General features: G+C 66.8%; 24 protein-coding genes, 4 tRNA genes and 6 pseudogenes. 26 read left to right on the top strand and 8 right to left on the bottom strand.

All coding sequences use genetic code 11. The features are described from left to right. The first annotated feature begins 133 nt into the window (after nt 1-133). The gene (locus KIV56_RS03200; RefSeq protein ID WP_281535126.1) at nt 134-640 is read left to right on the top strand and encodes a type II toxin-antitoxin system PemK/MazF family toxin; all 507 of its coding nucleotides are present in this window, start codon (nt 134-136) and stop codon (nt 638-640) included. A gap of 34 nt (nt 641-674) precedes the next feature. Then, complete coding sequence (locus KIV56_RS03195) at nt 675-1,406, top strand: YqjF family protein (protein WP_281535125.1); 732 nt, start codon at nt 675-677, stop codon at nt 1,404-1,406. A 75-nt stretch (nt 1,407-1,481) separates the two neighbouring features. Here the strand turns inward: KIV56_RS03195 and KIV56_RS03190 are convergent, their stop codons facing one another. Both KIV56_RS03190 and KIV56_RS03185 read right to left on the bottom strand, forming a co-directional pair. Further along, the gene (locus tag KIV56_RS03190) at nt 1,482-2,192 is read right to left on the bottom strand and encodes a M50 family metallopeptidase (protein WP_281535124.1); all 711 of its coding nucleotides are present in this window, start codon (nt 2,190-2,192) and stop codon (nt 1,482-1,484) included. A 62-nt stretch (nt 2,193-2,254) separates the two neighbouring features. After that, nucleotides 2,255-2,578 (bottom strand): HAD family hydrolase, encoded by a 324-nt coding sequence (locus tag KIV56_RS03185; RefSeq protein WP_281535123.1) that lies wholly within the window; start codon nt 2,576-2,578, stop codon nt 2,255-2,257. Nucleotides 2,579-2,598: 20 nt separating this feature from the next. On the opposite strand from KIV56_RS03185, the gene KIV56_RS03180 reads away from it, so the two are divergent. Next, complete coding sequence (locus tag KIV56_RS03180) at nt 2,599-2,937, top strand: hypothetical protein (protein WP_281535122.1); 339 nt, start codon at nt 2,599-2,601, stop codon at nt 2,935-2,937. Between the two features lie 105 nt (nt 2,938-3,042). On the opposite strand, the gene KIV56_RS03175 is transcribed toward KIV56_RS03180, so the two are convergent. The 3 genes from KIV56_RS03175 to KIV56_RS03165 all read right to left on the bottom strand — a co-directional run bounded on the left by KIV56_RS03175 (nt 3,043) and on the right by KIV56_RS03165 (nt 4,486). Beyond that, nucleotides 3,043-3,354, bottom strand: coding sequence for a hypothetical protein (locus KIV56_RS03175; protein ID WP_281535121.1), 312 nt, complete (start codon nt 3,352-3,354; stop codon nt 3,043-3,045). Nucleotides 3,355-3,656: 302 nt separating this feature from the next. Beyond that, on the bottom strand, nt 3,657-4,037 hold the full coding sequence (locus tag KIV56_RS03170; protein ID WP_281535120.1) for a hypothetical protein: 381 nt from the start codon (nt 4,035-4,037) through the stop codon (nt 3,657-3,659). Nucleotides 4,038-4,413: 376 nt separating this feature from the next. Then, a tRNA-Val gene (locus tag KIV56_RS03165) sits at nt 4,414-4,486 on the bottom strand. Between the two features lie 158 nt (nt 4,487-4,644). On the opposite strand from KIV56_RS03165, the gene KIV56_RS03160 reads away from it, so the two are divergent. The 19 genes and pseudogenes from KIV56_RS03160 (at nt 4,645) to KIV56_RS20155 (ending at nt 19,508) form a co-directional block, all read left to right on the top strand. Beyond that, nucleotides 4,645-4,716: transfer RNA gene (locus KIV56_RS03160), tRNA-Gly, on the top strand. A 50-nt stretch (nt 4,717-4,766) separates the two neighbouring features. Next, a tRNA-Cys gene (locus KIV56_RS03155) sits at nt 4,767-4,840 on the top strand. A gap of 35 nt (nt 4,841-4,875) precedes the next feature. Then, nucleotides 4,876-4,947: transfer RNA gene (locus KIV56_RS03150), tRNA-Val, on the top strand. A gap of 302 nt (nt 4,948-5,249) precedes the next feature. Then, entirely contained in the window at nt 5,250-5,759 is a 510-nt protein-coding gene (locus tag KIV56_RS03145) for a hypothetical protein (protein WP_281535119.1), read from the top strand. 93 nt (nt 5,760-5,852) lie between these two features. Further along, on the top strand, nt 5,853-7,805 hold the full coding sequence (thrS, locus tag KIV56_RS03140; protein ID WP_281535118.1) for a threonine--tRNA ligase: 1,953 nt from the start codon (nt 5,853-5,855) through the stop codon (nt 7,803-7,805). Nucleotide 7,806: 1 nt separating this feature from the next. Next, nucleotides 7,807-8,361 carry an HIT family protein gene (locus tag KIV56_RS03135; protein WP_281535117.1) on the top strand — a complete coding sequence of 185 codons (555 nt, stop codon included), beginning with the start codon at nt 7,807-7,809 and terminating at the stop codon, nt 8,359-8,361. A gap of 71 nt (nt 8,362-8,432) precedes the next feature. Next, complete coding sequence (gene pdxS / locus KIV56_RS03130; RefSeq protein WP_281535116.1) at nt 8,433-9,335, top strand: pyridoxal 5'-phosphate synthase lyase subunit PdxS; 903 nt, start codon at nt 8,433-8,435, stop codon at nt 9,333-9,335. Nucleotides 9,336-9,344: 9 nt separating this feature from the next. Next, on the top strand, nt 9,345-9,938 hold the full coding sequence (gene pdxT, locus KIV56_RS03125) for a pyridoxal 5'-phosphate synthase glutaminase subunit PdxT (RefSeq protein ID WP_281535115.1): 594 nt from the start codon (nt 9,345-9,347) through the stop codon (nt 9,936-9,938). A 57-nt stretch (nt 9,939-9,995) separates the two neighbouring features. Continuing rightward, a pseudogene (locus KIV56_RS20160) lies at nt 9,996-10,268 on the top strand (DUF1697 domain-containing protein); the annotation flags it as partial. Between the two features lie 34 nt (nt 10,269-10,302). Then, the gene (locus tag KIV56_RS03120; protein WP_281535114.1) at nt 10,303-10,533 is read left to right on the top strand and encodes a hypothetical protein; all 231 of its coding nucleotides are present in this window, start codon (nt 10,303-10,305) and stop codon (nt 10,531-10,533) included. Between the two features lie 177 nt (nt 10,534-10,710). Continuing rightward, nucleotides 10,711-11,475, top strand: a complete 765-nt coding sequence (locus KIV56_RS03115) for a YebC/PmpR family DNA-binding transcriptional regulator (protein ID WP_134449445.1) — start codon at nt 10,711-10,713, stop codon at nt 11,473-11,475. 12 nt (nt 11,476-11,487) lie between these two features. Further along, nucleotides 11,488-12,082, top strand: a pseudogene (gene ruvC, locus KIV56_RS03110) (crossover junction endodeoxyribonuclease RuvC). Nucleotides 12,083-12,085: 3 nt separating this feature from the next. Next, nucleotides 12,086-12,715: a Holliday junction branch migration protein RuvA gene (ruvA, locus tag KIV56_RS03105; protein ID WP_281535113.1), complete on the top strand. Its 630-nt coding sequence runs from the start codon at nt 12,086-12,088 to the stop codon at nt 12,713-12,715. 41 nt (nt 12,716-12,756) lie between these two features. After that, nucleotides 12,757-13,782 (top strand): Holliday junction branch migration DNA helicase RuvB, encoded by a 1,026-nt coding sequence (gene ruvB / locus KIV56_RS03100; protein WP_281536051.1) that lies wholly within the window; start codon nt 12,757-12,759, stop codon nt 13,780-13,782. 99 nt (nt 13,783-13,881) lie between these two features. Continuing rightward, the gene (yajC, locus tag KIV56_RS03095; protein WP_281536050.1) at nt 13,882-14,307 is read left to right on the top strand and encodes a preprotein translocase subunit YajC; all 426 of its coding nucleotides are present in this window, start codon (nt 13,882-13,884) and stop codon (nt 14,305-14,307) included. Between the two features lie 63 nt (nt 14,308-14,370). Beyond that, nucleotides 14,371-16,089, top strand: a complete 1,719-nt coding sequence (gene secD / locus KIV56_RS03090) for a protein translocase subunit SecD (protein WP_281535112.1) — start codon at nt 14,371-14,373, stop codon at nt 16,087-16,089. Then, a pseudogene (gene secF, locus KIV56_RS03085) lies at nt 16,089-17,106 on the top strand (protein translocase subunit SecF). The gene secD and the pseudogene secF overlap by 1 nt, the downstream one beginning before the upstream one ends. A 129-nt stretch (nt 17,107-17,235) precedes the next feature. Further along, nucleotides 17,236-18,981, top strand: a pseudogene (locus KIV56_RS03080) (RelA/SpoT family protein); the annotation flags it as partial. After that, nucleotides 18,957-19,508 (top strand): ACT domain-containing protein, encoded by a 552-nt coding sequence (locus tag KIV56_RS20155; RefSeq protein WP_432432627.1) that lies wholly within the window; start codon nt 18,957-18,959, stop codon nt 19,506-19,508. The pseudogene KIV56_RS03080 and the gene KIV56_RS20155, both read left to right, overlap by 25 nt. Here the strand turns inward: KIV56_RS20155 and KIV56_RS03075 are convergent. The 3 genes and pseudogenes from KIV56_RS03075 to KIV56_RS03060 form a co-directional block, all read right to left on the bottom strand. Next, nucleotides 19,495-20,124, bottom strand: a complete 630-nt coding sequence (locus KIV56_RS03075; protein ID WP_281535111.1) for a type IV toxin-antitoxin system AbiEi family antitoxin — start codon at nt 20,122-20,124, stop codon at nt 19,495-19,497. The two genes, KIV56_RS20155 and KIV56_RS03075, sit on opposite strands and share 14 nt — an antisense overlap. Nucleotides 20,125-20,224: 100 nt before the next feature. Further along, nucleotides 20,225-21,459: pseudogene (locus tag KIV56_RS03065) on the bottom strand (DUF349 domain-containing protein). Between the two features lie 85 nt (nt 21,460-21,544). Then, complete coding sequence (locus KIV56_RS03060) at nt 21,545-22,351, bottom strand: peptidylprolyl isomerase (RefSeq protein WP_281535108.1); 807 nt, start codon at nt 22,349-22,351, stop codon at nt 21,545-21,547. 110 nt (nt 22,352-22,461) lie between these two features. Between KIV56_RS03060 and KIV56_RS03045 the strand changes: the two are divergent. From KIV56_RS03045 to KIV56_RS03030, 4 genes and pseudogenes are all read left to right on the top strand, one after another. Then, a pseudogene (locus KIV56_RS03045) lies at nt 22,462-23,860 on the top strand (replication-associated recombination protein A). Nucleotides 23,861-24,088: 228 nt separating this feature from the next. Beyond that, complete coding sequence (gene rpsD / locus KIV56_RS03040) at nt 24,089-24,718, top strand: 30S ribosomal protein S4 (RefSeq protein ID WP_134449457.1); 630 nt, start codon at nt 24,089-24,091, stop codon at nt 24,716-24,718. A 139-nt stretch (nt 24,719-24,857) separates the two neighbouring features. Next, the gene (locus KIV56_RS03035) at nt 24,858-25,232 is read left to right on the top strand and encodes a DUF948 domain-containing protein (RefSeq protein WP_281535107.1); all 375 of its coding nucleotides are present in this window, start codon (nt 24,858-24,860) and stop codon (nt 25,230-25,232) included. Between the two features lie 112 nt (nt 25,233-25,344). Continuing rightward, nucleotides 25,345-25,578, top strand: a complete 234-nt coding sequence (locus tag KIV56_RS03030) for a hypothetical protein (protein WP_281535106.1) — start codon at nt 25,345-25,347, stop codon at nt 25,576-25,578. The last annotated feature ends 42 nt before the right edge of the window (nt 25,579-25,620 follow it).

Genomic DNA, 25,620 nt, shown 5'->3' with positions numbered 1-25,620 from the left:
TCGCGTGATGATGGGCGTATCCGCTTCCCGCGGATGCGCCCATCTTTCGTGTCTGCCGAGTAGTGTCGGCCCAGTCCTGTGCACGCGTCCTCGTGTCCTCTGGCCGCGCATCTCGGTGGGATATAGTGTGCCTGTGTCCGGCTTCCGTCGTTTCTTCAACGCCCTGCGCAGCCTCTTCGCGCCCGTACGCCGGCCCCCTGACCGGTCGACCACACCCAGCCCCGGCCGCAGCGGCCGTTCGGCTACCGTCGAAGTCGATCCGCGGAACCTGCGGGATGTGCGCCTCGACTACCGGCCGACGCGAAACGCCAGCCCGGACCCCGGGGAAATCGTCTGGACCTGGGTGCCTTTCGAGGAACGTGACGGGCGAGGCAAGGACCGCCCGGTCGTCGTCGTCGCCGCACTCGGTGCGGGCGCAGTCCTCGCCGTCCAGCTGACCAGCAAGGACCGCACAGGTCACCCCGACTACGTCGCTCTCGGCGTCGGCGACTGGGACAGGACCGGTCGATCAAGCTGGGTCAACATCGACAGGATCTTCGCCGTCCAACCGAGTGGCATGCGCCGGGAAGCCGCGCTGGTCGACTCGGCGCGTTACGCACGCATCGCATCCGCACTCCGCGGGCGTTACGGCTGGCGTTGATGACCGAGTTCAGCACCGAGAAGGAAATCGAACGATGACGGATGCCCGGCTCGACCCGATCTCAGGCGTTGCGCCGGCGCTGACCGGCCGTTCGGTGGCGAGCCAGCGCTGGTCTGGATTGTGTTTCCTGCACTGGCGCGTGGACGCGGCCCTCGTGGCGCCGCTCCTGCCTGCCGGACTCGTCCCCGACGAATACGAGGGGAGCAGCTGGGTCGGGCTGATCCCGTTCGTCCTCGACCGCGCCACCGTGCTGGGCAGTCCGCCCATTCCCTATTTCGGAGACTTCGTCGAAGTCAACGTGCGGCTGTACGCCGTCGATGCGCTCGGCAGACGCGGTGTGGTCTTCGTGTCCCTCGAGGCGTCCCGGCTCGCGGCCGTGCTCGTCGCCAGGGGCCTGTTCGCCCTCCCGTACATCTGGTCCAGGACCCGCCTCACCGTCGCGGCGGGAGAGTACCGCTACTCATCCGTTCGCCATGTCAACCGGGCTGCGCGCTCTGAGATCGTGGTGCGCCCGGTCGACCGACGGGTGCTCGACGACCCACTGGCCGATTTCCTCACCGCGCGGTGGGCGCTCTTCACCAGGGTCAGGGGACGTACCGTCTACCTCCGCAACCACCACGAGCCGTGGGACCTGTTCGATGCCGAACTCGTTCGTCTCGACGACACGCTTCTCGAAGCGGGTGGATTTCCCGGACTCGCCGATCGCGCGCCGGATTCGGTTCTCTTCTCACAGGGAGTCACCACGAGGTTCGGCACCGGGGCGTAACGGCCGCGTCCGCGCGCCCCCGCTCGCGTGACGGCAAGGGCGAGGAGCCGCCACCGACCGGCCCGTCGCGGAGGATCAGCCGGCCAGGCCGAGCACCCCGAACGCAACGACGGCGCACCCGACCGTGACGACAAGGAACACACCGACCCAGAGCAGGCCGGGAACATGGGTGAGTCGGGCGAGCTGGTCGGCGTCGGAAGCGGCGCCGGCGCGGCGGGCCCGGCTTTGCTGGAGCTCGAGTACCGTGCGAACGGCCCCGAGCAGGAGGAAAGCAGTGACGAGCAGGGCGAAGACGCTCTGCACGAGGGCAGAGCCGTACCAGGTGATCACGAAGATCACAGCGGATGTCAGGAGCACTGACCACAGGCCGAACCAGTTCCGCACCTGGACAAGGAGAAGGGCGAGTGCGGCGAGCAACAGCCAGAGCAGCCCGGCGGAATAGCCGAGACTCAGCAACCAGGCGGCGCAGAGGCCGAGTACGGCCGGCGCCGTGTAGCCGGCCAGGAGGGTCAGGACCATTCCGATGCCGCGCGGTTTGCCGCGACTGACCGTCAGGCCCGAGGTGTCGGAGTGCAGGCGGATGCCGCCGAGCTGCCGGCCACCGAGCGTTGCGACGAGAGCGTGGCCGCCCTCGTGCGCGATCGTGACGACATTCCGGGACGGATGCCAGAGCACGGGGACGAGAACGATCGCCGCGGCGGCCGCGATCGTCAGCCACGCAATCGGCAGGGGCAGCGGGTCCTGGCGTTCGGTCAGGCGGGCCCACAGAACGAGCAGGAAATCCATCGTTCCAGACTAGCCACTCACCAGAAGGCGACCCGTCCCGGCCGCACGCCGGGTCACGCCGATCAGGCAGGCTGGGTTTCTGCGAGCCCCAGGGTCTCCACACCGCTCTCGAGAATGTAGTCGTGGGTGTGCCCGAGGAACCCCTCACGCTCCAGTTGGCCGGTGAGCACACCGACGGCGATGGCGCCGGAGTTGACGGCGGCCTGCACGTCGGCCACCCTGTCTCCTGCGGCGAGCACGAGGCGCACGTCGAGGACTCCGGTCCTCTCCATGGCCGCCCCGATTCCTGGACCGACCTGCTGGCTGCCGAGTATGCCGGCAAGATCCAGTACTCCACTCCGGGCCAGGCCGGTGACGGCACTGCACTGTTCGTGCTCCTCGAGCACCTGCTGGGCAGCAGGGTGCCGTGGACTACTTCACGGCACTGCAGGCGAACGATGTCGGACCGAGCGCGTCGACCGGGAAGCTCGGCCCGAAGGTGTCCACGGGGGAACTGAGCGTGGCGAACAGTGATGTGCAGATGGCCCTGCAGTCGAGCAGCGCCGACAAGTCCGCCTACGAGATCTTCTCTCCGACCGCCTCAGACGGCACCAGGGCCACGGTCGCCGTTCCGTACGTGATGGGTCTCGCGGCGGGAGCACCGCATAAGGACAACGCCGACAAGCTGATGGGATATCTCCTGTCCCAGAAGGTCCAGGAGACCATCTCAACATCTTCCTCGCGGCCGCGAACACGCTCGTCCTGATCGGCGCGACGCTCACGGAGATGCGCTGAATGCGTCGGTGCACCGACCGGAAAAAAGGCCCCGTCCCGCGGCAGGAGCTCGGGGGACGGGGCCTTGCCGGCGGTGTTACGCCCCGCAGGTCACGGTGACGCCGTTGTTGTCGAAGACGCCGGCGCCGTGCTCGGTGCAGAATGCCGCGAGGTTGACGCCCGCGCTGACCGCGACGGCGATCACGATGCCGACGACGATGATGCCGACGACACTGATGATGATTCCGGCCAGGGCGAAGCCGTTGCCGAGCCCGGACTTCTTGGATTTGACGAGTCCGACGATGCTGACGATGAGCCCGAACGGCTGCAGCGAGATGAGGGAGAGCACGAGACCGACAATTCCGAGGGTCTTGCCTGGGTTGACTGCGGAAGCTACGGGAGTCGTCATGGGACGGCCTTTCTGAGGACGCCGGAACCCGGACGGGTGCGCGGCATATGGGTACGAGGAGATCCCGGCGGCTGATGGAACCGGACGGCGGTCGGGTGCCGATCCGGCTGAACACTGCTCGGGTGACGTGCGGCAGCAGAAGAACGAGCGGCAGCAGGAGGCGTCGTGCGCGCTGAGCCGAGAGGTCGATGCTGGACAAGAAAATGCGCTCTGGCGCACTCATACACCGGAGGGTTCGCTGGGTCAGTCGTCGGGAACTGTAGTTCTTGTCTGGCTTGGGTTGAGCGTTGCACAGCGGACGCTCAGAGTGCAAGGAGGATTTCTGACGCTCGTCGGGGGCCCGGGCGCCGGACATGGAAAACGTCCCGCTCCCCCTGGAGGCCGGGGCCTGAGGGGGAGCGGGACGCGTTGAGCCGTGTGCCTAGGCGCTGGGCGTCGGGTTGGCGGCCGCCACCGAGAAGATGACGACAAGGATGACCACGAAGAGCACGAGGAAGACAGCGCTCAGGATGATGCCGGCCTTGGCGAGGCCCCCTGGGCGCGTCGGCCTTCTTGGCCTGGTTGAAGCCGATAATGCTCACGATGAGGCCGGGAAGCTGGAGGTAGGGGATGAAGGCGAGGATGAACCCGACGATGCCGAGGATCTTGCCGGGGGTGGCCGTTGTGGTTGCGACGGAAGTCATGTGAGGAGCCTTTCTGGCTGACGAACTACTTTGCTGGGGGGAGTACGTGCTGGTGTCTGGAACGGTCGACGCCGGACGCGCAGCGGGCTGCCGCGGCGCTGCTACGGCAGATCGAACGCAGCCGGCTTCGTGCGGCGTTCACGAGTCCCGGGAATCGAACGATGGGACCCGGTTCACGTCACGGAACAGGACGGGAGTGCAGCGCTCTTTCGTGATGAAGACGAAGGAGGGTTCGCTGGGCCGGGGATCCAATGGGATGGTCCTTTGGCTTGAACAAGAGCTTGGCACAGGACGCACTCAGGTTGGCGGGATTGGACCCCCCAGTGCGAGGGTACAAAAAAACCCCGCTCCGGCGGGGTTTTGTCATGCTGTTGTGTGGGCGATACCGGACTCGAACCGATGACCTCTTCCGTGTGAAGGAAGCGCGCTACCAACTGCGCCAATCGCCCGCGGCGAGCGAATAATGTTCGACCGCGACTCTCGATACTAGCCCAGACCCGGCCCCTGTCGCGCACCGACGCGCCATCCCACGCGCAAGTTCCGCTCGGTTTGTATATCCGGAAAACTACCGGTACAGTCTTCAAAGCACGCAGAAATGCGCGCAGTTGCGGATGTGGCGCAGTGGTAGCGCATCACCTTGCCAAGGTGAGGGTCGCGAGTTCGAATCTCGTCATCCGCTCGAATTGAATCGGCCGAAAGGCCGATTCTCTTTGGTATGAACCCGAATACGGTGGATTGGCCGAGAGGCGAGGCAGCGGCCTGCAAAGCCGTATACACGGGTTCGAATCCCGTATCCACCTCCAGTCTTGGAGAACGAAGTTCTTGAAGCACTAGATTTGGGCGATTGGCGCAGCGGTAGCGCGCTTCCCTGACACGGAAGAGGTCACTGGTTCGATCCCAGTATCGCCCACAGATAAACCCCCGGCTCCGGCCGGGGTTTTTTCGTTTAAGCAGGCACCGGGTTTAAACAGGCACCGGGTTCAAGCGTCCACCGGACGGGGGATACCGGTCGGGCGCCGGGTGCAGCACTCTCGAAGGGGAGGTTCGCCATGAGTTCGCACACGCTGTCGCCCGGGATCCGGCCGCTCAGACGGGCAACGGATTTCCCGGCTGCCGTCACCCCGGACATCGCGGAGCTTCCGCGCGCCCAGGCCGCGCCCCCGCCGCGGCGTACCCGCAAGCCGGTACCTGCCACCGCAGGACTGGGACCGCTTGCTCGTCGCGGATGCCGGGGGACTGCCGACCCTGTACCTCGCCGCCGATGCCGGGGCATTGTGGCTGACGGAGCCGAGCACAGGCCGGGTCGTCGCTCTCGGCAACCGTCACCTGCGCGGACTCGGCATCTGGAGCTTCTGGTTGCGTAATGTCGACCCGCGCACGATCGTCGCCCGGGAGGGCCTCCTCCAACCGGGAGCAGTCGTCGGCCTCGTCCGCGAGCAGGCGGGCCGTCCCGGCCCGCGTACGATCGCCGTGCACGCGGCCACCGGACGCCCGGTCGGTCACGTCAGCCCGAGGATCGCGGCCGGACTCGCTTCGCTCCTCGACGACGGAGCCGGACTGCTCGCCGTCACTCTCGCGGCCGACCCGCACCTCGCTCCCGACCGGCCCGGCCTCGTCAAGGTGATCGCCTGCTCACCGGCTGTGATCGCGCATCTCTTCCGCCGGCTGCCTCAGGGTGCACCCGTGCCGCCCCGCGTGGGCGACACCGTCCTCGTGGCCTGAGCCGGGCATCCTCAGGAGCCTGCACGGGGAAACCCGGTCGCGACCGCGCCGCTAAAGTTGGAGGGGTTCGCACAATACTGAGGAGTACCACACGTGGCTGACGGCTTTGCGCTTTTCACCGACCGGTCCGTTGTCGCCATGCGCGTCAACGGTGAACTCAAGGATCTCGCCGCGACGCTGACTCCGACGGACGTCGTGGAACCCGTGACGATCTCGTCCCCGGACGGCCTCAACATCCTTCGGCACTCGGCGGCGCACGTACTCGCCCAGGCCGTGCAGAACGTCAACCCGGCGGCGCGCCTCGGGATCGGGCCGCCAGTGACGGACGGCTTCTACTACGACTTCGACGTCGAAGTGCCCTTCACTCCAGAGGACATCAAGGCCCTCGAGAAGGCGATGGACCGCATCATCCGCCAGGGCCAGCGTTTCGTCCGACGCGTCGTGACCGACGACGACGCCAGGGCCGAATTCGCCGCAGAACCGTACAAGCTCGAACTCATCGGACTCAAGGGCGGCGCGGTCGCGGCAACCGCGGACAACGAATCCGTCGAGGTCGGCGGGGCCGAGCTCACGATCTACGACAATGTCGACCCGAAGTCGGGCGAGACGGTCTGGAAAGACCTCTGCCGCGGCCCGCACCTGCCGAACACCCGCATGATCGGCAACGGCTACTCGCTGACCCGGCTTGCCGCCGCCTACTGGCGTGGTTCGGAGAAGAACCCTCAGCTGCAGCGCATCTACGGGACCGCCTGGCCGACCAAGGACGAACTGCGGGCCTTCCAGGCCCGTCAGGAGGAGGCCGCCAAACGCGACCACCGCAAGCTCGGCCAGGAACTCGACCTGTTCTCGTTCCCGGAGGAAATCGGCTCCGGACTCGCGGTGTTCCACCCCAAGGGTGGGATCATCCGTGCGGAGATCGAGAACTACATGCGCGAGCAGCTGCTCGCGAACGGCTACGACCTCGTCAACACGCCGCACATCACCAAGGCGCACCTCTTCGAGACCAGTGGGCACCTGCAGTGGTACAAGGACGGCATGTTCCCCCCGATGCACCTCGACGAAGAGGTCGACGCTGAGGGGAACATCACCCGGCAGGGTCAGGACTACTACCTCAAGCCGATGAACTGCCCCATGCACAACCTGATCTTCAAGGCCAGGGGCCGCAGCTACCGGGAACTGCCGCTGCGCCTGGCTGAATTCGGCACGGTCTACCGTTACGAGAAGAGCGGAACGCTGTCCGGCCTCACCCGGGTGCGCGGGCTCACCCAGGACGACGCCCACATCTACGTCACAGCGAGCCAGGTGAAGACGGAGGTCGCCAGCCAGCTCGTGTTCGTCTTCGAGACGCTGCGCGGCTACGGGCTCACCGACTTCTACCTCGAACTCTCGACCAAGGACCCGGTGAAGTTCGTCGGCACCGACGAGCAGTGGGACGAGGCGACAGAGACCCTCCGGCAGGTCGCCGTCGAATCAGGGCTCGAACTCGTCAGCGACCCGGGCGGAGCGGCGTTCTACGGACCGAAGATCTCGGTGCAGGCGAGGGACGCGATCGGCAGGACCTGGCAGCTCTCCACGGTCCAGCTCGACTTCAACCAGCCGGAACTCTTCGACCTGGAATACACGGCCTCCGACGGAACCCGCCAGCAGCCCGTGATGATCCACCGTGCCCTGCTCGGCTCCATCGAACGCTTCTTCGCGATCCTGCTCGAGCACTATGCCGGAGCCTTCCCGGTCTGGCTGTCCCCGGTGCAGGTCGTCGGCATCCCCGTCGCCGAGGCCTATGAGGAGTACCTCGGCGACATCATCCGCCAGCTGAAGACACTCGGAGTGCGCGCCGAGCTCGACACCTCGAGTGACCGGATGCCGAAGAAGATCCGCACCCACACCAAGGCGAAGGTGCCGTTCCAGTTGATCGCCGGCGAGGACGACCGGGCTGCCGGATCGGTGAGCTTCCGCTTCCGCGACGGCACCCAGGAGAACGGCATCCCCGTCGCAGACGCGATCGCCCGTATCGTCGACGCGATCGCGACGAAGGCCCAGGTCTGAGATGGACGCCGGAGACGAGACGATCGAATCGTCCGGCGACTTCGCCGCCGTGCCGGATGCCTTCCAGCGGCTGTGGACACCGCACCGGATGGTCTACATCCAGGACGGCACCCAGCCGCACGCCGATGCCTGCCCGTTCTGCCTCGCTCCGGCGATGAGCGACGAAAAGGCGCTCATCGTCGCCCGCGGCGTCCACGCGTACGTGCTGCTCAACCTGTTCCCCTATAACAGCGGCCACCTGCTCGTCTGCCCGTACCGACACATTGCGACCTATGACGAAGCGACGCCAGAGGAGGTCGCCGAGATCGGTAGCCTGACCCAGGTGGCAATGAGGGTTCTCGCGGAGACCTCCAACTGCGACGGCTTCAACATCGGAATGAACCAGGGCCGGGTCGCCGGTGCCGGCATCGCTGAACACCTGCATCAGCACATCGTGCCCCGCTGGGCGACAGACTCGAACTTCTTCCCGATCATCGCAAGGACCAAGGCCATCCCGCAGCTGCTCGGCGACGTACGCCGGATGGTCGCGGATGGCTGGCCACACGACAAAAACTAGCGCCACACTCCCAGTCCGCGCAGCCCTCCGCTGCGGTATTTCACCAACTCGCAAGGAATAGAATTCACGTTATGACTGAAACCACATCCATCGAGCAGTTTGGATCGAGCCGCGTCAAGCGCGGACTCGCCGACATGATGAAGGGCGGCGTCATCATGGACGTCGTCACTGCAGCGCAGGCCCGCATTGCCGAAGATGCCGGAGCCGTCGCCGTCATGGCGCTCGAGCGCGTTCCCGCGGACATCCGCTCCCAGGGCGGCGTCGCGCGGATGAGCGACCCTGACCTGATCGACAGCATCATCGCCGAGGTCTCCATCCCCGTGATGGCGAAGGCCCGCATCGGTCACTTCGTCGAGGCGCAGGTGCTGCAGGCCCTCGGCGTCGACTACATCGACGAGTCCGAAGTTCTCAGCCCCGCCGACTACGTGAACCACATCGACAAGTGGAAGTTCGACGTGCCGTTCGTGTGCGGCGCTACCAACCTCGGTGAGGCGCTCCGTCGCATCAACGAGGGTGCTGCGATGATCCGGTCGAAGGGCGAGGCCGGCACCGGCGACGTCTCAGAAGCCATGAAGCACATCCGCACGATCAAGGGTGAGATCACCCGCCTGTCCTCGCTCAGCAAGGACGAGCTCTACGTCGCGGCCAAGGACCTGCAGGCCCCGTACGAGCTCGTCGTGGAGATCGCCGCGACCGGCAAGCTCCCCGTTGTCCTGTTCGTCGCCGGTGGCGTGGCCACCCCGGCCGATGCCGCCCTGATGATGCAGCTCGGTGCCGACGGCGTCTTCGTCGGCTCCGGCATCTTCAAGTCGGGCAACCCGCAGGCCCGCGCGAACGCGATCGTCAAGGCCGTCACGTTCTACGACGACCCCAGCGTCATCGCATCCGTCTCGCGCGGCCTCGGCGAGGCCATGGTCGGCATCAACGTCTCCGACCTCCCGGCACCGCACCGCCTCTCCGAGCGCGGCTGGTAGCTCGCACAGGTGACGGTTGGAGTACTCGCCCTCCAGGGCGACTTTCGCGAGCATGCGCAGGTACTGCGCACCCTCGGAGCGGATGTCGTCCTGGTGCGCCGCCCGGAAGAACTCGCCCGCGTCGACGGGCTCGTGATTCCGGGCGGGGAATCCAGTGTGATGGACAAGCTCGCCCGGGCCTTCGGCCTCGCCGATCCCTTGCGCGCGGCCGTCAGGGAGGGCCTTCCGGTCTACGGCACGTGCGCGGGACTGATCATGCTCGCGGACACCGTCGTCGACGGCATCCGCGGCCAGGAGAGCATCGGCGGCCTCGATATCAGCGTCCGACGCAATGCCTTCGGCTCGCAGACGCAGTCCTTCGAGACCGACCTCGACGTCCCGGTGCTCGGCGAGGCGCCGGTGCACGCCGTGTTCATCCGCGCGCCGGTCGTCGACACGGTCGGCCCGCGGGCGACGGCGCTGGCCAGGCTCGCCGACGGCCGGTGCGTCGCGGTCGAGCAGGGGCGCCTCCTCGGCACCTCATTCCACCCGGAGATCACGGGGGAGCACCGGTTCCACGAGTATTTCCTCGGCACGGTCTCGGCCGCCCGCTTCCTCGGCTGAACCGGCCGGGTTTCCCGCCTGCCGGCTGCGGGACTAGGGTTCTGGCATGAGTCAACGATGATGAGATACGGAGCCCTGCTCAGGGGAATCAATGTCAACGGCATAACCGTGGCCATGAATGATCTCGTGGCCACCTTCGAGGGCCTCGGCTACTCGGACGTCAAGACGGTGGTCGCGAGCGGCAACGTCGTCTTCACCGTCGATGAGGCGGCCGAGGCTTCGCCGGACGCGATCAAGAGCCGGATCGAGGCTGCGTTGTCGGAGCGCTTCGATTACGAGGCCTGGATCGTGCTGATCGACGAGGCAGAACTCGCCCGCGAGGTGCGGTCATACCCGTTCCCGGAGCGGGAGGGCTGGCACGCCTATGTCATGTTCGGCTCGGACCCCTCTCACCTCGCGGAGCCTCGCCGGCCATGCCAGGGAACTCGACCAGGCGGACGAGCGGATCGAACTCGGCCACGGCGTCCTCTACTGGGAGGTCCGGCGTGCCGTCGGAATCAAGAGCGCCTTCAGCAAGAAGTGCGCCAAGGTGAAATACCGCGCCACGACGACGACCCGCAACCTGAACACCCTGCAGAAGATCATCACGCTCTGATCTTCGGGCTTCGTCAGGGGCGTCCGCCGCGCCTGCCGGACGGCTCCGGCGGGGCGGATCGGGCACCTCGGGTTAGACTGGCCAGCAGCGCATTGGTGCGACGAATTCGCTTTTCTGCCACTGGCGGCAGACGGCCGGCACCACAATCAGACAGCCAAGCACGACAACGGGAGATTCATGTCCGGACATTCCAAGTGGGCGACTACCAAGCACCAGAAGGCGGTCACCGACTCACGGAGGGCCAAGGCCTTCGCCAAGCTGATCAAGAACATCGAGGTCGCCGCCCGGATGGGCGGCGCCGACCTGTCGGGTAACCCGACTCTCGTCGATGCGATCCAGAAGGCCAAGAAGACTTCGGTCCCCAACGAGAACATCGACCGTGCGGTCAAGCGCGGAGCCGGCCTCGCCGGCGTCGTCGTCGACTACACCACGATCATGTACGAGGGCTACGCCGCCAACGGCGTCGCCATCATGATCGAGTGCCTCACCGACAACAAGAACCGCGCGGCGGCAGAAGTCCGCACGACGGTCAGCCGCAACGGCGGCAACATGGCCGACCCGGGCAGTGTCGCATACAACTTCCATCGCAAGGGCATCGTCGTCGTCTCCAAGGCGAACGGCGTGACCGAAGACGACGTTCTCGGAGCGGTCCTCGACGCGGGTGCAGAAGAAGTCGTCGACGAGGGGGAGACCTTCGAGGTCTTCAGCGAGGTCCAGGACCTCGTGGCAACCCGTACGGCACTGCAGGCCGCAGGAATCGACTACAACTCGGCCGACATCGCCTTCGTCCCTCAGCTCACGATCGACGTCGACGCTGAAACCGCCCGCAAGGTATTCAAGCTCATCGACGCGCTCGAGGAACTCGACGACGTGCAGAACATCTACAGCAACTATGCCGTGTCCGCCGCAGTCTCCGCGGAGCTCGAAGCCGAGAACGAGTAGTCGACAGTGGCCGTGCGGGTGCTCGGAATCGATCCCGGGCTCACCCGTTGCGGCGTCGGGGTCGTGGACGTCGCGCCGAATCGCACGGCGACACTCGTCGACGTCACGGTCCTGCGCAGTTCACCCGACCTCCCGCTCGAACAACGTCTGTTGCTGTTGAGCCGTGGACTCGAGGAGATGATGGATCGGCACAAGCCGGCCTTCGTCGCCATCGAGCGCGTCTTCGCCCAGCACAACGTGCGGACGGTGATGGGCACCGCCCAGATCAGCGGGGTCGCACTCCTGCTCGCCGCCCAGCGCGGCCTCACCGTCACCCTGCACACACCGAGCGAGGTCAAGGCCGCGATCACCGGTTACGGATCGGCGGACAAGGCCCAGGTCGGCGCCATGGTCGCCCGGGTCCTCGGCCTCAGCGAGGTGCCGAAACCGGCGGACGCCGCGGACGCGCTCGCACTGGCCATCTGCCACGCCTGGCGAACCGGGGCGTCAGGCGGGACTCTGCCGACGGCAGCCGGAGCGGTCGGGGGCGCACTCACCCCCTGCCCAGGCTGCGTGGCGCGCCGCGGAGCGCGGCGCGGCGGCGTCGGTGGTGCCCCGTAGGCTTTAAGCGATGATCTCTTCCGTACGTGGACTCGTCCTCTCCGCCGTCGGCTCGACGGCGGTGCTCGAGGTCGGGGGAGTCGGGCTCGCCGTTCAGGTGACGCCCACGACCGCCCTCGGCCTCCGGCACGGCACCGAGGCGCGCCTGTTGACCACCCTTCTGGTGAGGGAGGACTCGCTCACCCTCTATGGCTTCGCGACCGGTGACGAACTCGCCGTCTTCGAACTCCTCGTCGGTGTCACGGGAGTCGGCCCGAAGTCCGCACTCGGCGTGCTCGGCGTGCTCACGCCGAACCAGGTGGCCCAGGCCGTCGCCGGTGAAGACGACGCCGTGTTCCGCAAGGTCAGCGGCATCGGGCCGAAGACCGCGAAGCTCATCATCCTGTCGCTGGCAGGCAAGATCGTCGTCTCCGCCGTCGAAGGCGCGCCCCGCACGAAGCGTCCCGCCGCGGCGAGCCCCGCCGCGAGCGTCCAGGGCGCCCTGATCGGCCTCGGCTGGTCCGAACGGGTCGCAGAGGAGGCCGTGAGGGAGACCCTGGCCGAGGCCGCAGAACCCGACCTGATCGGGGTCGCCGCCCTGCTGCGGCTCGTGCTCGCCCGGCTCGGACCGGCGCACCAGGCTTCGGAGGACCGACAGTGAGCGCAGAACCGTTCGCAGGCACTCCTGACCCCGGCGTCGAACTGACGAGCCCGCTCCTCGAGGGTGAGGCCGAGCTCGCCTTTGAGGGCGCGCTCCGGCCGCGCAGCCTCAGGGAATTCGTCGGCCAGCAGAAGGTGCGCGGCCAGTTGCAGCTCATGCTCACCGCAGCAACGATGCAGAATCGTACGCCTGACCACATCCTGCTCGCCGGCCCTCCCGGCCTCGGCAAGACCACCCTCGCGATGATCATCGCCTACGAGGGCAACCGCCCGTTGCGGATGTCGAGCGGCCCCGCCATCCAGCACGCCGGAGACCTCGCTGCGGTGCTGTCCTCCCTCGTGCCGGGCGAGGTGCTTTTCATCGACGAGATCCACCGGATGGCGAGGTCCGCTGAGGAAATGCTCTACCTGGCCATGGAGGACTTCCGGATCGACATCATGGTCGGCAAGGGCGCCGGCGCCACCTCCGTGCCGCTCGACCTCGCGCCGTTCACCCTGGTCGGCGCGACGACCCGGTCCGGGATGCTCCCGAACCCGCTCCGCGACCGCTTCGGGTTCACGGCTCACCTCGAGTTCTATGCGAGCCAGGAGCTGGAACAGGTCCTGGCCCGTGCGGCGACCATGCTCGACCTCGACATCGACAGGGAGGCCATCGCCGAGATCGCCGGCCGCTGCCGGGGAACGCCCCGCATCGCGAACCGGCTCTTGCGCAGAGTGCGCGACTATGCCCTCGTCCACGGCGGTGCAGCGAACCTCGCGGCCGTCCACGCGGCCCTCGAGCTCTACGACGTCGACCCGATCGGCCTCGACCGGCTCGACCGCGAGGTCATGAACATCATCCTGACCCGTTTTGGGGGTGGGCCGGTCGGACTGAACACCCTCGCCGTCTCGGTGGGTGAGGAATCCGAGACCGTCGAGTCTGTCGTGGAGCCGTTCCTGGTACGGATAGGCTTCCTCACGCGCACCCCGCGCGGTCGCCTGGCCACTGCGGCCGCCTGGCGGCACTTCGGGCTCGCTGATCCGAACGACGTCGGCCGCCAACCCGCCCTTCCGCTTGATGACCTATAATTCGATGTGGTTCGCTCCGAGCCGCATGTACGCACACGCTTCGGCCACCGCGCCGCAACTGAAAGGCTTTGCTGCACTATGGATCCGTTGACTCTCGTGATGCTCGCCGTATTGGCGCTGCTGGTGTTCTTTATGTTCCGCAACGGCCGCAAGCGCCAGAAGGAACAGGCATCGCTGCAGTCGCAGATGGTCGCGGGCGCGAACGTCATGACCAACTTCGGTATGTACGGAACCATTCTGTCGATCGACGAGGAAGCAAACAAGGTCGAGCTCGAGATTGCTCCCGGCACCGTCGTGCAGATGCACCGCCAGGCGATCTCCCGTGTCGTCGAGCCCGCCGTCACCGACGAGTCTGCCGACGAAGCGGACGCCGAACTCGAGTCCTCCCTGGACGACTCCCGCACGGCCCGGCTCAACGAAGACGATGCGATCGTCCTGGGCGAACCCGAGTTCGGCGAGCGTGTCGCCGACGAGGCGCCCGCAACCGATTCGACCAAGAGCGACCCCACCAAGGGCGACGCGTAACCAACCCTCGCCCGGCTCGCGTCCTCGTGGCGCCCGCACGCGTATAGAAAGCTGAGTTCCAAGGTGGCAAAGTCGACTCCGGCCAAGAAGGCCTGGCGTTCCCTGACGTGGCTGGGGGTGATCGTCATCGGCCTGATCGCAGTCAACCTCTTCGGTGTCCTCACCGCCGGAGGATCGTGGACGCCCAAGCTGGCTCTCGACCTCGAGGGTGGCACGCAGATCATCCTCGCGCCGAAGCTCGAGTCCGGTCAGTCCGTCTCCCAGGAGCAGCTGAACCAGGCGGTGTCGATCATCCGGCAGCGCATCGACTCCTCCGGTGTGTCCGAGGCGGAGATCAACACGAGCGGCCAGAACATCGTCGTGTCGATCCCGGGAATCCCCGACGACGCAACCATCAACCGGATCGAATCGTCCGCGAAGCTCGAGTTCCGTCCCGTCCTGGTCGCCGCAGCGCCCTCGACGGCCGCGGTCGGCGCCGACGGCACCGCAACGCCGACCCCGGTAGCCACGGTCGACCCGAGCCTGTCGAGCACGCCGACGGCCGTCCCCACCAACGGCAGCGACCTCAGCTGGGTCACCCCGGCGCTCCAGGCGAAGTACGACGCTTTCGATTGCTCGACCATCGACACCTCCAACGTCGCACCGGCCGACCAGCCGCTCGTGACCTGTGAGACAGACGGCTCCGTCAAGTACATCGTCGGCCCGGTGGAGGTCAGCGGCGAGAACGTCTCCGACGCCACCAACGGCCAGAAGACGACCCAGTCCGGTGCCACCACCGGCGAGTGGGTCGTCAACATCAAGTTCGACGAGCAGGGCACCAAGGACTTCGCAACGGTCAGCACCCGGCTGAGCGGGCTCACCGGCGTGCAGAACCAGTTCGCAATCGTGCTCGACGGCAAGGTTATCTCCGCACCGCGCACCCTCGCCGTGATCACGGACGGCAACGCCCAGATCAGCGGTAGTTTCGACCAGGCATCGTCGAAGGTGCTCGCGGACCAGCTGAAATTCGGCGCCCTGCCCCTGAGCTTCACCGTGCAGAGCCAGGACACCATCTCCGCGACCCTCGGTTCGACCCAGCTCGTGAGCGGCCTCATCGCCGGGCTGATCGGACTCATCCTTGTCGTGCTGTACTCGCTCCTGCAGTACCGGCTGCTCGGCTTCGTCACGGTCGCCTCCCTCGTCGTGGCCGCCGTCATCACCTACCTGCTGATCACGATCCTGTCCTGGCGTGAGGGCTACCGGCTCTCGCTCGCCGGTGTGGCGGGGTTGATCGTCGCCATCGGAATCACGGCGGACTCCTTCATCGTGTACTTCGAACGAGTGCGCGACGAGTTGCGCGACGGTCGCGGACTGGAATCGGCAGTGGAAGCGGGCTGGAAGCGTGCCATCCGCACGGTCCTCGCCTCGGACGCGGTCAACTTCCTCGCCGCGGGCGTGCTCTTCATCGTCGCCGTCGGAAACGTCAAGGGCTTCGCCCTGACGCTCGGCCTCACGACGATCGTCGACGTCGCCGTCGTGGCGCTCTTCACCCACCCGACGCTGCAGCTGCTCGCCCAGACCAGATTCTTCAGCGAGGGCCACCGCTTCAGCGGGCTGGACCCGAGAGCTCTCGGAGCCACCTACCGAGGCAGGGCGAAGTTCCGGCCCTCCGACGAGGTCGCTTCGGCCAAGTTGTCTTCCGCGAGTCGTGAGGCCGCCAAGCGGCAGACCATCGCCGAGCGCAAGGCATCAGAACTCGTCGGATCCTCCACGGATCGGTCGACCGACGGGAAGGATTCCTAATGGCCAGCTTCTCCCAGTTCGGCAACGACCTGCACACCGGCAAGCGCTCCTTCAACATCATCGGGCGTCGTAAGCTCTGGTATTCCCTCGCCGGTATCGCGATCCTGATCGCCCTCGTCGTACCCCAGCTTCGCGGCGGTTTCGTCTTCGGAATCGAATTCACCGGCGGCTCCGAATTCGTCGTGAGCGACGTCGCGAACCAGGACCAGTCCCTCGCCGTCAAGGCCGTGACGAGCATCGAGCCGTCCGCCGTTCCGAAGGTGTCGAACGTCAGCACCACCGGCGTCCGCATCCAGACGGACCAGCTGTCGAGCGACGCGACCCGGCAGATGCGCACAGCACTCGCCGACGCATATGGCGTACCTGCCGAGCAGGTCACCGCATCGTTCATCGGCCCGTCGTGGGGCGCGGACATCACCGGCCAGGCCCTCAGGGGCCTCGGGATCTTCCTTGTGCTCGCCGCGATCGGCATGGCCCTGTACTTCCGCACCTGGAAGATGTCGCTCGCCGCGATGGTCGCGCTGCTGCACGACCTCATCATCACCGCCGGGTTCTACGGCATCACCGGGTTCGAGATCACACCGGCCGCCGTGATCGGGTTCCTGACGATTCTCGGCTACTCCCTCTACGACACCGTCGTGGTCTTCGACAAGATCCGCGAGAACACCCGCGAAGACGGCCCGGAGTCGCGCAGGACCTTCGCCGATTCGGTCAACCTCGCGGTGAACCAGACCCTGGTGCGCTCCATCAACACATCCGTCGTCGCGATCCTCCCGGTCGGATCGATCCTCTTCATCGGGGCGTTCGTCCTCGGCGCCGGGACCCTGCGCGACATTTCACTCGCCCTGCTGATCGGTATCGTGGCCGGCGCGTACTCGACCATCTTCATCGCCTCCCCGCTCTACGCCCAGGCTCCGCACCAGGGAGCCCGCCGTGCGGAAGCGTGACAAGAAGGCGCTTGCTCTCCGCGCCAAGGCGTCCTCCGCGCCGAAGACGGACGTCCGCGTCACCGTCTAGCCCCGCCGAAATGCGGTCAACCGTGCCGCCCCACGGCGAAATACCCGGGTGCGGCACGGAACGGTCGAAAAAGGCGCGATAATTGCTGGATGCCCGGGATTGGCCGGGCGCTCGCGAACGAGGTGTGAGATGACGGAAACGACGACACCGCCACCGAACGCGCCGCTGCCCGCCGCTTCCCTCCGGCGACTCGTGCCGAGGATCTTCTCCCGCGCCCAGCCCGTCGGCGCCGTGGACACCCTCCTCCGGACTGTGCGGATGCACCACCCGAAGGTCGACCTGTCGATTATCGAACGCGCGTACACCGCCGCAGAACACGCCCACGAGGGCCAGGTGCGACGCAGCGGCGAACCGTACATCACGCATCCGGTGGCCGTCGCCCAGATTCTCGCCGATCTCGGCATCGGGCCGAAGACCGTCGCAGCCGCCCTCCTGCACGACACCGTCGAGGACACCGAATACACCCTCGATCAGCTGCGCGCGGACTTCGGCGACGAGATCGCCATGCTCGTCGACGGAGTGACCAAGCTCGACAAGGTCAAGTACGGCGACAGCACCCAGGCAGAGACCGTGCGCAAGATGATCGTCGCGATGTCCAAGGACATCCGGGTGCTGATCATCAAGCTCGCCGACCGCCTGCACAATGCGCGTACCTGGGGCTTCGTCCCCGCCGAGTCCGCAGTGCGCAAGGCGACGGAGACGCTCGAGATCTATGCGCCGCTCGCGCACCGCCTCGGGATCCAGACCATCAAGTGGGAGGCTCGAGGACCTGTCCTTCGCGGTCCTGTACCCGAAGCTCTACGCCGAGATCGAAAGCCTCGTCAAGCAGCGCACCCCACAGCGCGAGGAATTCGTGCAGCACGTCATCGACGCGATCGTCGAGGACCTCAAGGCCGCACGCATCCGCGGGAAGGTGGCCGGTCGGCCCAAGCAGTACTACTCCATCTACCAGAAGATGGTCGTGCGGGGACGTGAGTTCGACGAGATCTACGACCTCGTCGGCATCCGCGTGCTCGTGAACTCGGTGCGCGACTGCTACGCCGTGCTCGGAGCGATCCACGCCCGCTGGACGCCGCTGCCCGGCCGGTTCAAGGACTACATCGCGACACCCAAGTTCAACCTCTACCAGTCCCTGCACACGACGGTGCTCGGCCCGAGCGGTCGCGCCGTCGAGATCCAGATCCGCACCCAGGAGATGCACCAGCGCGCCGAGTTCGGCGTCGCGTCGCACTGGAAGTACAAGGAACAGACCACGGGAAAGAGTTCCGGGCCCGGCCCGCAGAGCGACACGGACATGGCCTGGCTCGCGCACATCTCAGACTGGCAGGCAGAGACCGCGGACCCCGGCGAGTTCCTCGACTCCCTGCGCTATGAGATCGGCGCCAAGGAGGTCTACGTCTTCACTCCGAAGGGCCGGGTGATCGGCCTGCCGACGGGCGCGACCCCTGTCGACTTCGCCTACGCCGTGCACACGGAGGTCGGCCACCGCACCATGGGCGCAAAGGTCAACGGGCGACTGGTTCCGCTCGAGAGCCCGCTGGTCACGGGCGACGTCGTCGAGGTGTTCACCTCGAAGAACCCGGACTCCGGGCCGAGCAAGGACTGGCTCAACTTCGTCAAGAGCCCGAGGGCACGGAACAAGATCCGGCAGTGGTTCACCAAGGAACGTCGCGACGAGGCCATCGAACAGGGCAGGGACGCGATCGCCCGTGCGATGCGCAAGCAGAACCTTCCCCTCCAGAAACTGATGAACCAGGACTCCTTCGCCGAGGTTGCGGCGGTGATGAAGATACGAAGATGTCTCCGCGCTGTACGCCGCCGTCGGCGAGGGGCACATCAGCACGCAGTCTGTGCTGGAGAAGGTCGTCGCGACCCTGCAGAGCGTCGAGGAGAGCGATGCGACCGACCTGCCGTTCGCACCGAACGGACGCACGCAGACGCTGCGCAACAGCGACTCCGGGATCCTCGTCCGCGGCGCCCCGGACATCCTGGTCAAGCTCGCCCGCTGCTGCACTCCGGTTCCCGGCGACAAGGTCGTCGGTTTCATCACGCGCGGCGCCGGAGTGTCCGTGCACCAGGCATCCTGTCGCAACGTGCAGTCGCTGCTCAAGGAACCGGAGCGGATGATCGAGGTCGACTGGGCTCCGACGTCGAAGAGCCTGTTCCTGGTCCAGATCCAGATCGAGGCCCTCGACCGCTCCGGGCTGCTGTCGGATGTGACCAGGGTGCTCTCAGAGCACCACGTCAACATCCTCTCTGCGACGGTGCACACCTCGAGCGATCGGCTGGCGATCAGTCGTTTCGTCTTCGAGATGGGCGACACGACCCACCTCGACCGGGTGCTCAACGCCGTGCGTCGCATCGACGCCGTCTACGACGTCTACCGCGTCAACGACGGCTAGGACCCGGCAGCCCAGGGCCAGGCACGCACCCCATGGCGGTTTCCGCGGCCTGGAGGTGGACCAGCGCCCTGTGGGTGTACGGCAGACTGTCGACCGCGCACGCGAGCCTTGCCGCCGAGGTGTCCGGGTGGCCGGCCAGGCGGAGCAGTGCCGCGATCAGCGGAGCCGGGGCAGGGAGCTCAGGGGGAGGCCAGCGCGCGAGGTCGAGTGCCGTGCGCAGTGGCCGGGTGACGAGAAGACCGCCCGCCCGGGCGCCGGTCCGGCTCACGGGGCGGGCACCGAGGCGGACGATGTGCTCTGGGTCACAGACGACCTCGCGCACGCCGAAGCGCGGTGACGGCGGGAAATAGGCCCGGGCCGTGATGGGCACGCAGAACTGGTGACGCTGCGGCTCGGGAGCGAGGCCATGGATCCACGCGGCGGTCAGCCGTTCCGCTATCGCGCGAACCGGGACAAGCCAGGCCAGGGACCGCGCCCGCTGGTCCCGGTCTTCCGCTACGTCCAGCGGGCTCCAGCAATCACCGACCCGGAACAGTTCGCCGTCCAGGCACAGGCTTGAGAGTTCGGCGATGGGGAGATCGCCGGGGGAGAGGGCGTCGGGGAGCCGGTCGGACACCTGGACAGGATGCGCCTGGAGGAAACACGGAAGCGACGGGGCGCCGTGATCTGTGGACAGATACCGAGCCCCGTCGCCTGTGGACGGACTGTATGGTCGGCTACTGGCCGATGGCCTTCAGCCATGCCTTGCGGGCCTCGAGCGCTTCGCGGGCGTCCTTGATCGCGCGGGCGTCCGTTCCTGCCTCGGCGGTCGCGAGTTCGGCCTCGAGCTTGGCGATCGCGTCGTGCAGCTGGCCGGCGAGGCCCTCCGTACGAGCCTTGGTCTCCGGGTTGTTGCGTACCCAGTGATCGTCGTCGAGCTTGCGGACGGCGGCTTCGACCTTGCGCATGCGATCTTCGACGAGCTTGACGGAGTCGCGCGGAACCTTTCCGATCGCGTCCCAGCGGCGCTGCACGGAGCCTGAGGGTCGTGCGAGCCTTGGTGCGGTCGGTTTCGGTGAGGAGGGTTTCGGCTTCAGTGAGGAGCGCGAGCTTCTCGACGAGGTTCCCGGCGAATTCCTCGTCGTCCTGGGCGTCGATCTCCGACTTCCACGGAATAGAGCACGTCGCCCGCCGCCTTGAACTTCGCCCACATGGCGTCGTCCTGCTTCTTGCCGCTGCGGCCCGCGAGCTTCCACTCGTCGAGCAGCGTGCGGTAGGCGGGGATCCCGTCCGCGCCCTTCGGCGCAAGCGCTTCCGCCTGCTCGATGAGCTGCTGCTTGCGGTTGCGAACGTCCTTGTGGGCCGTGTCGAGCTCGGCGAAGAACGCCTTGCGGTTCTGCTCGATGGTCGTGCGTGCCGCGCGGAAACGCTTCCAGAGCTCGTTGGCCTCACCCTTGGGGATGCGGGGGGCATCGTGCTGGTGTGCCTGCCACTTGGCGAACAGGGCGTCGAGGGCGGCGCTCGTCTGCTTCCACTGCGTCTTGGCGGGGTCTTCCGCTGCGAGCGCCTCGGCCTCCTCGACGATCGCGGCGCGTTCGGCGACCGCGGCGACGGCGGCGGCCTTGGATTCGGCACCCTGCTGCTCCGTGAGTTCGCTGACGGCGCCGCCGAGGGCGCCGAGACGCTCAACGAGGGCAGCGAGGTTACCGACGGCGTTGGCCGTCGCAACGGTCTTCGCGAGGTGCGAAACCGATTTTGCGATGTCCGCAGCCGGAGCGCCGCCCTTGGCGCGCTGCTCGAGAAGGGTGACCTGTCCGTTGAGTTCGACGTACTTGCGCTCGAAGTAGGCCAGGGCTTCCTCCGGCGTCGCGTCAGGATACTGGCCGACCGCGCGTTCGCCCGACGCTTCGCGCACGAAAACCGTGCCGGATTCGTCTACGCGACCCCATGGTTGCTGATCTGTCGTAGTCAAGAGTCTCACCTTAGATGTCGATGTGTGTGTGCCCACACTGGGCCAATACCCGGTCAAGCCTATTGCAAGGCCCGGACGGCTGGAACTACTGCACGCTGAAGGCGCTGATTAAGGTCGTGACCTTGGGGGTGCCGTCCGTCGAACCGTCGGCGACTCCGGCATCCGTGATCTGGGCCTTCACCTGGTCGAGCCCGCTCGTGACATGGCCGATCACGGTGTAGCCGCCCGCGGCATCCGCAGGGATGGTCGAATCCTGATAGAGGATGAAGAACTGGCTGCCCTGGCTGAACCCGTTGGCGCTCTGCCGCGCCATCGCGATCGTTCCGGCCGGGTAGACGTTGTCGGCAGGCGCGTTCTCGACGGGGCCGTAGCTGTAGCCCGGGCCGCCGGAGCCGTCGCCCTTCGGGTCTCCGCACTGGAGCACGAAGATGCCAGAGGTGGTCAGTCGGTGGCAGGTCAGGTCGGAGTAGAAGTCGGCCTGCACCAGGCTGATCGTGGACGAGACCGCCTGCGGGGCCGCTGCGCCGTCGAGTGTGATTCCGAGGTCGATGCCGTTGAGGCCGAGGGTTCCCGTCCAGGTGCGACCCTCGGCGAGCGTGCTCGGTGGGACGGTTCCGGTGTTCGCGCCGGCGGCCGGGGTGGCCGTCGGTGTGGCGGCGGGCGTTGCGGTTGCGGAGGAGCTCGGCGCCGGGGTGCCCGGACCGCCGTTGAAGAAGTAGACCTGGGCGACGACGGCGAGCACGGCGACGACGACGACGGCGATGCCTGCCACGACGTTGTCCCTGCGGCGGCGAGACTGCTGGTGTTCGTGCACAGCCCGGCGTGCCTGGTACCCGCGAACCCGGATGCGGGCCTCGCGCTCGTCGCGATCCTGCTTCTTGTTCGCTGCCACGGCTGTCCTCCAGGAATTCACGCGGACTTGTTCCGCAACCAGCTTGAACTCTACAACGCGAGCACTGCCGCCCGAACGCCGGTGTCAGCGGTGCGAACTACGCTGGAGGGATGGTCGATGGACAACCCGGACTGCGCAGCGGCGCAACTCCCCTCGCGGTACGGATGCGCCCGACGACTCTCGCTGAAGTCGCCGGCCAGCGGCACCTCCTCACCCCCGGTTCCCCCTGGTCAGCCTCGCGAGCGACAAGTCGGGGGCGCGCGGTGCGGTTTCGGTGATTCTCTGGGGTCCGCCCGGCACCGGAAAGACCACCCTGGCCCAGGCGATCGCGCACAGGCTCCCGGCCGCCGCTTCGTCGAACTCTCCGCGGTCTCCGCCGGCGTGCGCGACGTGCGGCAGGTCATGGAGGAGGCGCGCACGAGCCGCGACCTCTACGGACTGTCGACCGTGCTCTTCCTCGACGAGATCCACCGATTCAGCAAGGCCCAACAGGACGCGTTGCTGCCCGGCGTCGAGAACGGGGTCATCATCCTCGTCGCCGCAACGACCGAGAACCCTTCCTTCTCCGTGATCGCACCCCTCCTTTCCCGGTCCCTCCTGCTCACCCTCGAGACGCTCAGCGACGAAGACCTCGGGGTCGTGATCGACAGGGCAGTGACGGATCCCCGGGGTCTCGCCGATCGCTTCGTGCTCGAACCCGACGCCCGCGCCACGATCATCAGGCTCGCTTCTGGCGACGCCCGCCGTGCCCTCACGGCGCTCGAGGCGGCATCCGTCTCTGCAGCTTCAGGGGCTGCTGCTTCGGGGGCTGCCGCTTCACGGGCTGAGGCATCGAGCGCTGGGGACGATGCCGCGGGCGAGCCCGATGCCCGCCCCGTCATCACGAGCGACACGGTCGCCCTCGCCGTCGACAGGGCCCTCCTGCGCTACGACCGAAACGGCGACGAGCACTACGACGTGATCAGCGCCTTCATCAAGTCGGTACGCGGCTCGGACGTCGATGCGTCCCTGCACTACCTCGCGAGGATGATCGAGGCCGGTGAAGATCCGCGGTTCATCGCGCGCCGCATCATCGTCCTGGCCTCGGAAGACATCGGCATGGCAGATCCCCAGTCCCTCGTGATCGCCGTGGCGGCCGCTGACGCCGTGCAGCTGATCGGGATGCCGGAAGGGCGGATCCCACTCGCCCAGGCGGTTGTGCACCTCGCGACCGCACCCAAGTCCAACGCCGCATATATGGCGCTCGATGCGGCCATCGCTGATGTCCGCGCGGGCAAGACCGGCCGGGTGCCGAAGCACCTGCGCGACGCCCACTATGCGGGCGCGAAACGACTCGGGCACGGCAAGGGCTACAGCTACCCGCACGACGACACCCTCGGCGTCGTGCAGCAGCAGTATCCGCCGGACGAGCTCAAGGCCGTTCGCTACTACGAACCCACAGAACACGGCAACGAACGAGAAGTGTCGGCACGCCTGGTCAAGCTGCGCCGGATCATCCGCGGCGAGTGACTGCGGGCCCCCGCACTCAGCGCCGGCACGGCCGCTCGAGTTCGGTGTGGTAATCTGTTGAGGCCTACAACTGGCATCGGCATGCGGCTGCGTCCGATTCCAGGTTGGAGTGGGAGCCCTGTAGCCGGGCGCCCCGTGGCACACCCCTCTGATCTCCCATGACGCCGGCGCACGCGCGGACGCCCTGGATTCCACTTTTTCTGTTGCTCGTTCCATTGAAAGGACACCGTGTCTACCAAGTCACGTACCCGCAGTAAGACCCGCCTCTCGCGGGCCCTGGGCATCGCCCTGACCCCGAAGGCCGCCCGCTACCTCGAGAAGCGTCCGTACGCTCCGGGCGAGCACGGCCGCACCAAGCGCAAGACCGATTCCGACTATGCCGTGCGTCTCCGCGAAAAGCAGCGCTTAAGGGCCCAGTACGGCATCCGCGAAGCCCAGCTCAAGATCGCATTCGAAGAGGCCCGTCGCGCCCAGGGCCTGACCGGTGAAAACCTCGTCGAGATCCTCGAGACCCGTCTTGACGCCCTTCTCGTTCGCGCGGCAATCGCCCGCACGACCGCGCAGGCCCGCCAGATGGTCGTGCACCGTCACATCCTCGTCGACGGCCAGCTCGTCGACCGCCCCTCCTTCCGCGTGAAGCCGGGCCAGCTCATCCACGTCAAGGCGCGCAGCGAGGGCATGGAGCCGTTCCAGGTCGCCGCTGCCGGCGGACACGTCGACGTGCTCCCGAAGCTCCCGCCGTACCTCGAGGTCGAGATCGACAAGCTGCAGGCCCGCCTCGTGCGTCGCCCGAAGCGCATCGAAATCCCCGTGACGTGTGAAGTCCAGCTCGTCGTCGAGTACTACGCAGCCCGCTAGGTTCCCCTGCCCGTCGTCTGGCGGCATCTGAACTACGCTGGAGAGCGGATCACCCCAAGGGGTGGTCCGCTTCGTGCGTTAACCGGTGTTGAACGCCGGGTGCCAATGCATGCCCCTCTCGGAATGGATGGAGTCACCAGTGTCAGGTGGAGATATCGCGGGCCTCGCCGCCGCCGTCGTGTTTGCCGTTCTCGTCGGGCTCCTCGCCGTCCCGCTGCTCAAGCTCGGCCGGGTGTTCGACGAGACGACCCTGGCCATCCATGAGCTGAGCGAAAACGTCACGCCGCTTCTCTCCGAAACCACGACGACCCTGCAGGAAACCAACAAACAGCTGGCCAGGGTCGACACGATCACCGGAAACGTCGCGGATGTGACGGGTAATGTCTCGGCACTCGTTGCACTGTTCGCCGCGACCGTCGGCGGACCGCTCATCAAACTCGCAGGCTTCTCCGCCGCCGTCAGGGCGGGTTTCCGCGCCGCATCCCCGACGCGCGCAGGCCGTCGTCGCGGGTAGTCGGCTACGCTGGAAAGAGGCTGGTCGAGTCCGGGATACGCCGGCCGCACCACACGCGCGGCCATCGCGCATTTCTTATCAGGGTCTCCACACCGTTCAGGGAGCATTTGTCATGAAGAATTTCATCTGGTTGGTCATCGGGGTCGGCGTCGGATTCTTGATCGCGCATGAAGCCAACAACACTCGTCAGGGCAAGTTGTTCTTCAGTGACCTCGACACGAAGGCCCGCGAGTTCGGCGAAGCCATCTCCGACGGTTACCGCAAGCGCGAGGCCGAGCTTCGTGACGCCCTCGGCGACGTCGCCGACGCCGGAACGGACACACTCGGCGGAACGACCCGCCCCTGAGCATCCGCTCGACCCTCGAAACTTTTTCGCCTATTCATTCTT

It is taken from the genome of Cryobacterium breve, assembly GCF_027594785.1.
Taxonomy (GTDB): Bacteria; Actinomycetota; Actinomycetes; order Actinomycetales; family Microbacteriaceae; genus Cryobacterium; species Cryobacterium breve_A.
This window is presented reverse-complemented; position numbering and strand designations above follow the sequence as displayed.

Excerpts from the sequence above, each read along its gene's own strand:
- yajC (WP_281536050.1), top strand. The coding sequence starts at position 13,882 with ATGCTCGCCGTATTGGCGCTGCTGGTGTTCTTTATGTTCCGCAACGGC.
- KIV56_RS03030 (WP_281535106.1), top strand. The coding sequence starts at position 25,345 with ATGAAGAATTTCATCTGGTTGGTCATCGGGGTCGGCGTCGGATTCTTG.
- pdxS (WP_281535116.1), top strand. The coding sequence starts at position 8,433 with ATGACTGAAACCACATCCATCGAGCAGTTTGGATCGAGCCGCGTCAAG.
- KIV56_RS03170 (WP_281535120.1), bottom strand. The coding sequence starts at position 4,037 with ATGACTTCCGTCGCAACCACAACGGCCACCCCCGGCAAGATCCTCGGC.
- KIV56_RS03115 (WP_134449445.1), top strand. The coding sequence starts at position 10,711 with ATGTCCGGACATTCCAAGTGGGCGACTACCAAGCACCAGAAGGCGGTC.
- KIV56_RS03195 (WP_281535125.1), top strand. The coding sequence starts at position 675 with ATGACGGATGCCCGGCTCGACCCGATCTCAGGCGTTGCGCCGGCGCTG.
- KIV56_RS03175 (WP_281535121.1), bottom strand. The coding sequence starts at position 3,354 with ATGACGACTCCCGTAGCTTCCGCAGTCAACCCAGGCAAGACCCTCGGA.
- KIV56_RS03190 (WP_281535124.1), bottom strand. The coding sequence starts at position 2,192 with ATGGATTTCCTGCTCGTTCTGTGGGCCCGCCTGACCGAACGCCAGGAC.
- KIV56_RS03120 (WP_281535114.1), top strand. The coding sequence starts at position 10,303 with ATGTCATGTTCGGCTCGGACCCCTCTCACCTCGCGGAGCCTCGCCGGC.
- ruvA (WP_281535113.1), top strand. The coding sequence starts at position 12,086 with ATGATCTCTTCCGTACGTGGACTCGTCCTCTCCGCCGTCGGCTCGACG.
- KIV56_RS03135 (WP_281535117.1), top strand. The coding sequence starts at position 7,807 with ATGGACGCCGGAGACGAGACGATCGAATCGTCCGGCGACTTCGCCGCC.